Origin of the sequence: Arthrobacter sp. 135MFCol5.1 (genome assembly GCF_000374865.1) — a bacterium.
In the GTDB taxonomy this organism is placed as follows: Bacteria; Actinomycetota; Actinomycetes; order Actinomycetales; family Micrococcaceae; genus Arthrobacter.
Genome location: NZ_KB895452.1, coordinates 331,116 through 343,448, shown reverse-complemented (window position 1 = coordinate 343,448; position 12,333 = coordinate 331,116). Strand labels below are relative to the sequence as shown.

Annotated in this window: 8 protein-coding genes; 4 read left to right on the top strand and 4 right to left on the bottom strand. The window is 67.0% G+C overall.

The window, feature by feature from the left end:
* Positions 1–26 precede the first annotated feature (26 nt).
* Positions 27–1,358: a glutamate-1-semialdehyde 2,1-aminomutase gene (gene hemL, locus C563_RS0101505; RefSeq protein ID WP_018760272.1), complete on the top strand. Its 1,332-nt coding sequence runs from the start codon at positions 27–29 to the stop codon at positions 1,356–1,358.
* A 113-nt stretch (positions 1,359–1,471) separates the two neighbouring features.
* On the opposite strand, the gene C563_RS0101500 is transcribed toward hemL, so the two are convergent.
* From C563_RS0101500 to C563_RS0101485, 4 genes are all read right to left on the bottom strand, one after another.
* Positions 1,472–2,209 (bottom strand): amino acid ABC transporter ATP-binding protein, encoded by a 738-nt coding sequence (locus C563_RS0101500; RefSeq protein ID WP_018760271.1) that lies wholly within the window; start codon positions 2,207–2,209, stop codon positions 1,472–1,474.
* Entirely contained in the window at positions 2,206–2,970 is a 765-nt protein-coding gene (locus tag C563_RS0101495) for an amino acid ABC transporter permease (protein WP_018760270.1), read from the bottom strand. The genes C563_RS0101500 and C563_RS0101495 overlap by 4 nt, the downstream gene beginning before the upstream one ends.
* Positions 2,971–2,982: 12 nt before the next feature.
* Complete coding sequence (locus C563_RS0101490; protein ID WP_018760269.1) at positions 2,983–3,930, bottom strand: ABC transporter substrate-binding protein; 948 nt, start codon at positions 3,928–3,930, stop codon at positions 2,983–2,985.
* Positions 3,931–4,261: 331 nt separating this feature from the next.
* Positions 4,262–4,972, bottom strand: a complete 711-nt coding sequence (locus C563_RS0101485) for a 3'-5' exonuclease (protein ID WP_018760268.1) — start codon at positions 4,970–4,972, stop codon at positions 4,262–4,264.
* Positions 4,973–5,035: 63 nt separating this feature from the next.
* On the opposite strand from C563_RS0101485, the gene C563_RS0101480 reads away from it, so the two are divergent.
* The 3 genes from C563_RS0101480 to C563_RS0101470 are packed head-to-tail and all read left to right on the top strand — an operon-like array spanning position 5,036 to position 12,296.
* Entirely contained in the window at positions 5,036–5,452 is a 417-nt protein-coding gene (locus C563_RS0101480) for an MGMT family protein (protein ID WP_018760267.1), read from the top strand.
* 26 nt (positions 5,453–5,478) lie between these two features.
* Complete coding sequence (locus C563_RS0101475; RefSeq protein ID WP_051083393.1) at positions 5,479–8,778, top strand: ATP-dependent helicase; 3,300 nt, start codon at positions 5,479–5,481, stop codon at positions 8,776–8,778.
* Entirely contained in the window at positions 8,775–12,296 is a 3,522-nt protein-coding gene (locus C563_RS0101470; protein ID WP_155845068.1) for a UvrD-helicase domain-containing protein, read from the top strand. Before C563_RS0101475 ends, C563_RS0101470 begins: the two co-directional genes overlap by 4 nt.
* The last annotated feature ends 37 nt before the right edge of the window (positions 12,297–12,333 follow it).

Below are 12,333 nucleotides of genomic sequence, written 5' to 3'. Positions count from 1 at the left end.
TACGGCTAACTGAGAGAATAGGAACCATGACTTCCAGCAATCCTCGCAACGAGGCACTCTTCGACCGCGCCCGCCAGTTGATGCCGGGCGGCGTCAACTCGCCGGTCCGCGCCTTCGGCTCCGTCGGCGGCACGCCTCGGTTCATGGTCTCAGCCAAAGGCCCCTACCTGACCGACGCCGACGGCAAGGAATACGTGGACCTCGTCTGCTCGTGGGGACCGGCCCTGCTGGGCCACGCCCACCCGGCCGTGCTGGATGCCGTCCACGCCGCCGTCGACCGTGGCCTTTCCTTCGGTGCGTCCACGCCTGATGAGGCAAACCTGGCGGCCATCGTCCAGGAACGCGTGCCCGCGGTCGAACGCCTGCGGATGGTGTCCACCGGCACCGAGGCCACCATGACGGCGGTCCGGCTGGCCCGCGGCTTCACCGGCCGCAACCTGATCATCAAGTTCGCTGGCTGCTACCACGGCCACCTTGACGGACTGCTGGCCGCCGCCGGCTCCGGCGTGGCGACGCTCGCCCTGCCCGGGTCCGCCGGCGTCACGGAAGCCACCGCAGCCGAAACCCTGGTGCTGCCCTATAACGACCTCCAGGCCGTCGCGGAAGCCTTCGCCGCGCACGGACAGAACATCGCAGCTGTCATCACCGAGGCCGCGCCGGCCAACATGGGCGTTGTCACACCCGCCGAGGGCTTCAACCTGGGCCTTTCCCGGATCACCCGGGAGCACGGCGCGCTCCTCATTGTCGATGAGGTCCTGACCGGCTTCCGCACCGGCTACTCCGGCTACTGGGGCCTCACCGGCGGCGCCCCCGACGCCGAGCAACCCTGGACCCCGGACCTGCTCACCTTCGGCAAGGTCATCGGCGGCGGAATGCCGACGGCGGCCCTGGGCGGCCGTGCCGATGTCATGGACTACCTAGCGCCCACCGGCCCCGTGTACCAGGCCGGTACGCTGTCCGGAAACCCGGTGGCGATGGCCGCCGGCGTCGCCACCCTGACCCACGCCACGCGGGATGTCTACTCCTTCATCGACGTCCGCTCGCTGGAACTGTCGTCTGCGGTTTCCACCGCCCTGGATGCGGCCGGGGTGGACCACTCCATCCAGTTCGCCGGGAACCTCTTCTCGGTGGCCTTCGGAACCTCCGCCCATGGTGTCCATAACTATGCCGACGCCCAGGCGCAGGAAACATTCCGCTACGCCCCGTTCTTCCACTCCATGCTGGAATCCGGGGTCTACCTGCCGCCCTCGGTCTTCGAGGCATGGTTCCTCTCGGCCGCGCACGACGACGACGCCATGAACCGGATCTACGACGCCCTCCCAGCCGCAGCCAAGGCGGCCGCAGCCGCCCAGGCCTAGGACCGCCGTCGGCCGTTAAACGGACAATCCCCGCCTCCCGGACTTTTCCCCCCTGCGTACAAGGGGGAAAAGTCCGGAAGGCGGGGTTTTTTGGTCCGTGCCTGCCGGGCTGCCTACAGGACGTCGGCGAGGAACCCCTTCAGCCGGTCCGTCCGTGGTTCGGTGAAAACCTGCTCAGGAGGGCCGGACTCCACCACCACGCCGGCGTCCATGAACGTCACGGCGTCGGACACGTTGCGGGAGAAACCCATCTCGTGGGTGACAACCACCATGGTCATACCGCCCTTGGCGAGGTCCGCCATCAGTGCCAGCACGCCCTTGACCAGCTCAGGGTCCAGCGCGGAGGTCGCCTCGTCAAAGAACATCACCTCCGGCTTCATGGCCAGCGCGCGGGCAATGGCGACGCGCTGCTGCTGCCCGCCGGACAGGTTGGCGGGCCGGGAATCAGCCTTGTGCTTCAACCCGACAAGGTCCAACTGCTCCAGGGCCTCGGCGCGCGCTTCCTCCTTGGAGAGCTTGCGCAGCTTCCGCAGGGCAAGCGAGACGTTCTCCACCACCGTCTTGTGCGGGAACAGGTTGAACTGCTGGAACACCATCCCGATCCGGCGCCGGAGTTCATCAGGGTTGTCCTTCAGGACCGAACGGCCGTCCAGCAGGATGTCCCCCTGGTCCGGTTCAATCAGCCGGTTCATGACCCGCAACAGGGTGGACTTGCCCGACCCCGAAGGGCCAATGACGGAAGCCGTGGTGCCCTGCGGAACGTGCAGGTCAATGCCCCGCAGCACGTGGTTGCTGCCGAAGGACAGGTGGATATTCTTTGCGCTCAGTGTTCCGGACGTGAACTCGCTCATGCCTGGGCTCCCTTCCCGACGACCGCTGCAGCTTCGTCCGGTTCTTTCTTTTCCGGCCGTCCGGTGCGGAGGCGCCTGTCGATCCAGTTCACAAAGTGCGTCAACGGAACGGTGAGCACCAGGTAAAAGACAGCCGCAGCGACGTAGGGCGACAGGTTGCCGCTGGTGGACGCCGCGTCCTTGCCGATCTGGAAGATTTCCCGCTCGCTGGCCAGCAGCCCGAGCATAAAGACCAGGGAGGACTCCTTGATCAGCGCGATGAACTGGTTGACCAGGGCCGGAAGCACCCGCCGTACACCCTGGGGCACGACCACCAGGCGCATGGCCGGGCCGTAGCCGAACCCCAGGGCACGGGTGGCTTCGAGCTGTCCCTTGTCCACGCTCTGGATGCCGGAGCGGAAGATCTCGCCGATGTAGGCGGCCGACATCAGGGACAGCGCGGCGATTGCCATCGGGTAGGGGCTGGTGGACCCGGTCCACTGCCGGACGATCGGCCCGAAGCCCAGCCCGATTACCAGGATGGTGAGGATGGGCGGCAGCCCGCGGAGCACGTCCGTGTAGATACGCGCGACCCAGCGGGCCCCGGCGTTCCGGGAGATCCCCATCAGGGCAAGCAGCATGCCGAGCACTGTTCCGATGACGCCGGAAGAGACGGCCAAAACGAGCGTATTCGGAAGCCCGACGGCGAACATTTTGGGCAGGACGGCGCCGATGGCATTCCAGTCAAGGAAGGTATCGGAGAGTAGTTTGAGGATATCCATGGAACGCCCGGGTTACTTCGCGGGAACCTGGACGGCTTTGCTGCCCGGCTTCCAGCCTTGCGGGGTCTGCTCGGCGGCCGTGGGACGGTCCGTGTACCACTGGGCCGTGAGCTTGGTCCACGTGCCGTCAGCGATAACGGCGTCGAGTCCCGCGTTGAGGGCGTCAATCAGTGGCTTGTTGTCCTTGTTCACTGCGTACGCGGTGAAGTTCTGGGTGTTGACCACCTTCTCGGCAATCTTGGTGTTGTCGCCATCCTTGACCTGCCCGGTGGCCTGCTGCGAGGGTGCCACCCAGGCGTCGACCTGGCCGGACTTCACATTGGCGTAGACAGTGTTGTAGTCCGGGAACCGGACCGGCTCGAGACCCAGGGTGTTCGTGACGTAGTCGTCCTGCACCGTGCCCTGGACCACGCCGATGCGCACGCCGTCCTTGAGGTCGGCGAAGCCCTTGACCGTGGAGTCGTTCTTGGTCACGACAGCCATGTAGCCGAAGTCGTAGCCGTTGGTGAAACCGACCGTCTCACGGCGCTTGTCCGTGGTGGAAATCGAGGAGGATCCGACGTCGAACTGCTTGTTGGCCACCTGGGACAACAGGGCCGAGAAATCGGTGGAGGCGAACTCCACCTTCAGGCCCAGCTTGTCACCGATGGCGCGCAGGAGTTCGTTGTCGTAGCCGGTGAACTTGCCGGAAGGGTCAATGAAGATGTTCGGCGGGGCATCGGAGAGGGTGCCGACGCGCAGGGTGCCCTCGGTGATGAGGCCGAGCTTGGTCTTGTCGATCTTGTCGATCGGCGTGACGTCCGCGGTGGTGTACTTGTCCAGCGTCTGCTGGTCGCTGCCCTTCAGGGCGTCGGTGGGGGTGCCGCTCGGCTGGGAGGAGCCACCGCACGCCGCGAGCGAAACCGCAAGGGCGAGGGCAACAGGAGCGGTTGTGAGCCACTTCATCGCTTTGATTTTCATCAGGTTGTCACTTTCATTGAGTCCTAAGTCGACCGGGCCGCAGGGCTGCGCTATGGCGCCTGGTACCTGCTCCCGGCGCTGGTCCAGCCGGGCTGGGCAGGCGGTGACCGCAAAACTTTATTGTCTCACCAGCGCGATTAGGGGCAGTGAGATGAAGAAAGTGCTGCTCCATGACTTTTTGGCCGAATAATGATCAGCCGTGGAAGGATTCATGGAGTGATCAAAGCGCCAGGCGGCCACGCGAACGAAGGATCAGCCGACCTGAGGGGGAACTTTCATTAAGCAACGTGACTGTGACATGCCTCCCAATCCGGCAGGCGGCAGGAGCGGCCTAGAAGCCTCCGGCCGTAGCATCCTGTGGCGGCAGGACAGGCCAGTCTCCCTCGATCACGGCCGCAGGCTTGGTCTTGCGGAGGTAGTTCTGGAAGTCCGCGGCCTGGGCCGTAGCCCATTCGATCTGGAGCTGGTGCAGGTTGCCCGCCGGCATCTGAAGTTTGGGGAACTTCCCGGCCATCGCATCGAGCACGCGAACGGTGGCGAGAGCGTCGGCGGCGGAAGTGTGAGCATTGTCCAGGTTCACGCCGTATTCCTCGCAGAGGGCGGTGAGCGTCCGCTTGCCCTTGCGGTACCGGTCCACCTGCTTGTTCATGATGTACGGGTCCAGGATGGGGAAACGGTGGAGTTGCGGCACCCCGTACCGCGCCGACTCCGCAGCGAGGACCGTGAAGTCGTAGCTGGCATTGAACGCGATGACCGGGATTTCCGAGTCAAAGAGTTCCTGCAGGACGGCGGCGACCTCCCGCGTCACCTCATGGGCCGGCCGGCCGTCCCGCCTCGCCTGCTCGGTGGTGATGCCGTGGACATCACTGGCCTCCGTGGGAATCTCCACACCCGGGTCCGCCAGCCACTCGTGCTCCTTGATGACCCCGCCTTCATGGTCCACCACGGTGATCGACGCCGTGACGATCCTGGCCGCACGCGAATTACGGCCGGTGGTTTCAAGGTCAAATGCTGCGCGGGGGAGGGTATGCCAGGAGCTCATGGTTCAACGCTAAGGGGACCCGCCGACAATTTAGTGGAACGCCACTGCCGCTACATTGGATCAATGCGGAAAGAGTATGTCCAGGCGGTCCTTGCCGTTGTCAGGCTGGTTTCGCCGGGATCCGCAGTGTCGTACGGGGATGTCGCCGAGCTCCTGGGCTCCGGTGGGCCCCGGCAGGTGGGCTCGGTGATGAGCCACTTCGGAAGCGGTGTGCCCTGGTGGCGCGTCCTGAAAGCGAGCGGGCATGCCCCCGAAGGCCACGAAGCCGAGGCTTTGTACCGCTACCTCGAGGAGGGAACCCCGCTGAAGGGAGACCATGCGGCGTACCTCCGGACAGGGGAAGGACGGTGGCACGTGGATTTGGCTGCGGCACGTTGGGCCCCCACCGACGAGGATTTTGAGCGGATCGATGCCGCCGCCGGGGAGTTGGAGCGCAGGCTCCGGAGATTGTCGGTGGCTGATGATGGAATGAGTTTGTGACAGTAACTATCCCCTTGAACGGCCCCTTGGCCCCGCGGCAGGAAAGGCAGGAGGCCCACGAGGGTGCATTTTCCGGTACCCCTGCTCTTCGGCTGCTCCCGCCCCGCCGGGCGCATGCGGAAGCAATCCAGCTCACGCCGGACCAGCAGGCAGCGGTGGATGTTGCGCAGGGTTCAGGGCCAGTCCTGGTACCCGGTGCACCGGGCACGGGAAAGACCACCGTCCTGGTGGAGGCAGCCGTCCAGCGCGTCTTCCGCGACGGGGTGGATCCGGAGCGCATGCTGATACTGGCGCCCACCCGCCTTGCCGCAGACTTCCTGCGGGACCGCTTCACTGCCCGCCTGGACCGTAGCCTCAGCACCACTCCCGCCAGGACCTGGGCGTCCTATGCATTCGACCTCATCCGGCGAGCCAAGGCCGAGGGCGTCATCCAGCTCTCGAGGCCACCCCGGCTCCTGTCAGGTCCGGAGCAGGACCTGATTATCAAGGAGCTCCTGGAAGGACACAGGATCCCCGGCCTTGAGCTGCCGTGGCCGGCCGATCTCGACCGTGCACTGGAAACCCGCGGTTTCCGCCAGGAGGTGCGGCAACTCTTTGACCGCGTCATTGAATCCGGCCGCACGGCCGAGGACCTCTCCCGGTTGGCGGACCAGTGTGGACGTCCGGACTGGAAAGCGGCTGCAGCGCTCTACGCGGAGTACCGGGACGTCCTGGACCTGCGAATGCCGGAAGCGTTCGACCCCGCCGGTATCATCACAGCCGCCCGCCAGATCTTCCAGGACGCCCCCGATTTCCTCGCGGCCGAGCGTGACCGCCTGCAGGTGGTCCTGGTGGACGATATCCAGGAGGCCAACCCCGCAATCTTTGAACTGTTGGCCGATATCGGGGCCGGCAGCGACTGCTACGTGACGTCGTCTCCGGACACCGTAGTCCAGGGATTCCGTGGCGCCAGGCCGGACCTCGTTGCTGAACTGCCGCGGCTCCTGGCCGCCCAGGATCCCGTCCTGGAACGTCCGCTCCGTTACGCGCACGGCCTGGCCCCCGCCGTCGCCGAGTCGTGGCTCAGTGTTGCCGGCCGCATCTCGCAACGTGCCGGCGGCCAGTTGGCGCGGCGGCTGGAGCCAGTCGGCCGGACGGCCCGGAACGATGGCCCGGCGCACGACGAAGACAACGTCCCGGCCGGCCGTGTCGAGGCCCACCTGGTCCCCACACCAGTCCATGAACTGCGCTATGTTGCCCAGAGAATCCTTGACCAGCACATCAACCACAACCGCGGACTTGGCGACATGGCGGTGATTGTCCGCAACGGCGGCCAGGTCAGCGAGCTGCAGCGGTACCTGTCCGGGCAGGGCATCCCGGTCCGGGTCCCCGTGGCTGAATCCGCGGTCCGGGACGAGGTAGCGGTCCGGCCGCTCCTGGATGCCTTCGCCATTGCCTTGGATCCGGACCTCCTGACGCCGGAAGCCGCCGTGGCCCTCCTGACGTCGCGGATCGGAGGGGCCACATCCATCGAGCTCCGCCGGCTCCGGCAATCGCTCCGCCGGGAGGAACTCCTCGGTGGCGGCGGGCGAGCCAGCGATGTCCTCCTGGTCGAGGCACTGCTCGAGCCCGGGGCGCTCGGCGCCTTGGGCCTTGAAGGCCGGGCAGCGCGGCGAACCGCGAGGATGATCCAGGCCGGCCGCGCGGCAGCCGCCCTGCCCGGCGCCAATGCCGAATCAGTGTTGTGGGCTCTGTGGAACTCCACCGGCCTCGCCCCCGCTTGGACGTCAACTGCCTTGTCGGGCGGTCCGCACGGGGCCCGGGCGGACCGCGACCTCGACGCGATGATGGCCCTCTTCCACACCGCTGAGCGGTATGTGGACCAGATGCCCGGCGCGGGCCCTGAGCAGTTCCTGGAATACCTGCTGAACCAGGAGCTTCCCATGGACACCCTCGCTGCCCGCGCCCAGCTGGATGACGCCGTTGAACTGATGACGCCGGCCAGCGCCGCGGGCCGCGAATGGCCGGTCGTCATCATTGCGGGGCTGCAGGAGGGTGTGTGGCCCAATACCAGGCTCCGCGGCGAACTGCTCGGCAGCACCCTTTACGCCGACGCCGTGGAACACGGACCGGAGTATGCGCTCCAACGGGATCCGTTGAGCCGGTTGAGGGATATCCGCTATGACGAACTGCGCAGTTTCTCCACGGCGGTATCGCGGGCACGCGAACTCCTGGTGTGCACCGCCGTCTCATCGGAAGACGACCAACCGTCATCCTTCCTGGACTTCGTCGCACCACTGGAACCGGGGCAGGAGGGGCGCGTTTTCACCCAGGTCGAGCGGCCCATGACCCTGCGTGCCCTGGTCGCCGAACTCCGGCAATATGCCCAATCCGATGCTGCGGATCCCGCGCACAGGGAGGAGGCGGCCAAAGTGCTGGCACGCCTGGCCGCCGCCGAACCTGCGGTCGCCGGTGCCCACCCGGACACCTGGTGGGGGCTGGCTCCGCTGAGCTCCTCCGAGGCCGTGGTGCCGCCGGGGTTCACCGTGTTCGTGTCCCCGTCCAAGGTGGAGACCGTGCAGAAGTCGCCCCTGGACTGGTTCGTCCAGGCGGCGGGCGGCGAGGCGGCCACCGACTTTGCCCGCAGCCTTGGCACCCTTGTGCACGCGATCGCCCAGGACATGCCGGAAGCGTCCGGCTCCGAGTACGTTGCGGAGCTGGTGCGCCGTTGGCCGGCGCTGGGGATGAAGGATAACTGGGAAGGGCGGCTGGATTTTCAGCGCGCCGAGTCCATGGTGCGGAAGTTGGCGCAGTATGTGGTGGCCATGAGGGCTGAAGGCCGCAGCCTGCTGGGCGTGGAAAAGGACTTCGATGTCGCCCTTGGGGACGTGGTGGTGGACGCAGCGGCGCCGCGCGATGCAGTGCTCCGCGGGCAGGTTGACCGGCTGGAGGTCGACGGCGAGGGCCGCCTGGTGGTGGTGGACCTCAAGACCGGCAAGAGGCAGCCCGGCAAGGGTGAGCTCTCCAGCCATCCACAGCTTGGTGCATACCAGGCAGCGGTGGTCGCCGGCGGTTTCGAGGCCGGCCCACAGGGGAGCGGCTTGTCCGGCGGTGCCATCCTGGCGCAGCTCGGCACGGGGGCCAAGAACCCGTCCATCCAGCAGCAGGAGCCTCTGGACCCGCAGGAAAACTGGGCGTTGGACATGGTCAAGGATGCGGCCGCCGTGATGGGTGGCAGCGAATTCGTCGCACGGCACGATCCGGCCAAGGGCAGCCACGGCGGCCATGGCTGCCGGCTTCCCGAAGTATGTCCGCTGTGTGCCCGTGGAAGGCAGGTCACCGAATGAGCCACCCGATGGAGGTCCTGACTGCAGGGGAGGCCGCCACACCCCGTTTCAGTCCCGAAGAGCTGTCCGTGCTGCTCGGCGAAAAGAACATCCCGACGCCGGAGCAGTCGGCCATCATCTCTTCCCCCCTGTCGCCCCGGCTGGTGATCGCGGGGGCGGGTTCGGGAAAGACCGCCACCATGGCGGACAGGGTGGTATGGCTGGTGGCCAACGGCTGGGTGACGCCCGAGGAAGTCCTGGGGGTGACGTTCACCCGGAAGGCTGCCGGCGAGCTCGCCAGCCGGATCCGGTCGAAGCTGCTGGCCATGCAGCGGCTTGCCGCAAAGGACGCCGGCGGCGGGATGTTTCCGGAGGGCCTGCTCAGCAGCGACGCACTGGAACCCAAGGTGTCCACGTACCATTCCTTCGCCAGCGGCATCGTCTCGGACTACGGCCTCCGGCTGGGTGTGGAACGCGACGTGGTATTGCTTGGCGGCGCGCAGGCATGGCAGTTGGCAAGTGAGGTGGTTGAGGCCTACGACGGCGAATACGCCCACTTCCGGGCGGCGAAGTCCACCCTGGTGAAGGCCGTGATCCAACTGGCGGGGGAGTGCGCCGAACACCTCCAGGAACCCGAGGACGTCGAAGCCTGGTTGATGGCGCGCCTCTCGGAATTCGAGTCCCTGCCGTATCTGGCAGACAAGAAGAAGAACCCGCCGCAGGCAGCGGCGGAGCTTGCGGGAATGCTGCGGACCAGGGCGAGCGTCGCTGATATGGTGGGCCGCTACGCTGCGGCGAAACGTGCCCGCGGCGCCCTCGATTTCGGGGACCTCGTGGCTCTCGCCGCGAAAGTGGCGCAGGAGGTTCCCCTGGCGGCCGCGATGGAGCGGCAGCGGTACAAGGTTGTCCTGCTCGACGAGTTCCAGGACACGTCGTACGCGCAACTGGTACTTTTTTCCCGCCTTTTCGGCGGCGGCCATGCGGTCACGGCAGTCGGCGACCCCAACCAGTCGATTTACGGGTTCCGCGGCGCTTCCGCCGGGCAGTTGTTCCACTTCGTCCGTGAATTTCCCGTCCGGACCGCTGAAACCGGCACGGGGTCGGGCTGGGCGCCCGCCCCAACCTCCTACTTGACCACAGCCTGGCGGAACGGACGCTCCATCCTCGCTGCCGCAAACGTCATGTCCCAGTCCCTTGGCCTGTCGGCCGCCAGGCGCGGGCCGGCAGGAGCGACGGCGGCCGAGGCCGAAGTGCCCCCGCTGCAACCCAGCCCCCACGCTGTCGATGGAGCAGTGGTGCTGGGACGCTTCGCCAGCGACGTCGAGGAGGCCGCCGCGCTGGCCGAGGACGTCCTGAGGTACAAGGTCACAGACTTCGAAGCCAAGGCGGACGGAACCGCCGTTGCCCCTGCCTTGGCCGTGCTGTGCCGCAGGCGCGCCCAGATGGAGACCATCCGCCGGCAATTCGAGGCCCGTGGCATCGCCTACGAAATCGTGGGCCTTGGCGGGCTCCTGGACACCCCCGAGATCGTAGACCTCGTCGCCACCTTGCGAGTCCTTGCGGACCCGGGCCGTTCCGATGCCCTCATGCGGCTCCTGGCCGGTGCACGGTGGCGCATAGGTCCCGCGGACCTGATGGCGCTGCGGGACTGGTCCAGCCAACTGGCGCGAAACCGGGGCAAAGCCTCCGCCGGGCTCAACCTCGAGGACACCGACACCGACACCGGCACCGAAGGCGATGCCGGTGACAGGCCGGTCCTGGAAAGTGACCTCACGGACGGCGCCAGCCTCGTGGAGGCCCTGGACTTCCTGCCGCGCGACGGATGGACGTCGTCGAACGGACGGACCCTTGGTGCGCCGGCCCGCACGCGTCTTGCCCGGTTGTCGGCGGAACTGCGCCAATTGCGCGGTTACCTTGGCGATGACCTCACCACCCTCCTGGGTGAAGTGGAACGGGCCATGCTCCTGGATATCGAGGTGGCGGCACGGCCCGGGATCAGCATCCATCAGGCGCGGCGTAACCTCGACGCCTTCCAGGACGCCGCGGCGGGATTCCTCCGAACCTCCCAACGGGTGGATATCCTCGCCTTCCTGTCATGGCTGGAGGCTGCCTCCGCTGAGGAGAACGGCCTGGAAGCACCTGCCAGCGACGTGAACCGGGAAGCAGTCCAGCTGTTGACCGTCCATGCGTCCAAGGGCCTGGAATGGGACGTTGTCTTCGTGCCCGGGCTGAACGCGGGAGCCTTCCCGAGCGACAGGGATTCCCGCTGGAGCAGCGGGTCGGCAGCCCTTCCCTGGCCTTTGCGCGGAGACCGGGCCGACCTTCCCCAGTGGGACGTGGAACAACCGGACCAAAAGGGGTGGCTGGATGCTGAGAAAGATTTCAAGGCGGCGGTGCAGGCCCACGGGGAAGAAGAAGAACGACGGCTTGCCTACGTTGCCTACACAAGGGCCAAGCATGTGCTGTGGGTATCGAGCGCCGCCTGGGTGGGTTCTCGCGCCGGCCGGGCCGAGATGTCCCCCTTCCTGGCGGAGCTTGCACCACTGACCCAGCCGGCCGGCAACGAACTTCAGGCTGCCGCTGTGATCCATCGGTTGTCCTTGGAAGAGGCTGCCCTCCCGGAAGAAAGCCCGCTGACGCTGGAGACAGAAGAAGCGGTGTGGCCCTATGACCCGCTGGAGGGTCCGACGGACGCGCGGACCGGTGCGCGGCTCCGCATGTCACGTGGCCGCAGGGCAGCCATGGAAGCTGCGGCCGGGCGGGTGTTGGGCCTGCTGGAGGCCGGCGTGGAGCTGCCGGAGGCGTCCGGGAAATCCAGCGGAGCGGGCGTGCCCCGGAACGGCGGGGGGCCGCTGCTCACGGGAGCGGCCGCCGGCTGGGCGAGGGAAGCTGCGCTGTTGCTGGAACGCAGGGCCAGAAGGTCAGGCGGCCAGGAGGTTCACCTGCCTACCCACATCTCCGCCTCCACCCTCGTGGACCTCGGGGAGGACCCTGAAGCAGTGGTAGGGCGGCTGCGCAGGCCGGTTCCCCGCGAACCGGGCATGTCGGCGCGAAAGGGCACGGCCTTCCATGCCTGGGTGGAGGAGTACTTCGGAACCGCGGGGATGCTTGACCTCGGCGAGGCGCCGGGGTCGGACGATCACATCGATGCTGCGTACGACCTTGACGACATGGTGGCCACGTTCAAGGCATCCCCATGGGCCGACAGGTCCCCGGCCTTCGTTGAGGTGCCGGTCGAAACAAGGGTGGGTGACGTAGTTGTCCGGGGACGGGTCGACGCCGTCTTCCAGGACGCCGACGGCCGCTGGGACCTGGTGGACTGGAAGACCGGCCGCCGCCCGTCAGCCGGGCAGCTGAAGACCCGTTCGATCCAGCTTGCCGTGTACCGGCTTGCCTGGGCACGCCTGAAAGGCGTTCCGCTGGAAGACGTGCGGGCTGCGTTCTTCTATGTGGCGGACAACGCCGTGGTGCGGCCGCACGACCTCGGGTCGGCCGCCGAGCTGGAAGGAATAGTGTCGCGCGCCCTCGCCCGGACGTGAGGCGCGGGTTTACTTTGCGCGCAGCCGGCGTGCGTCC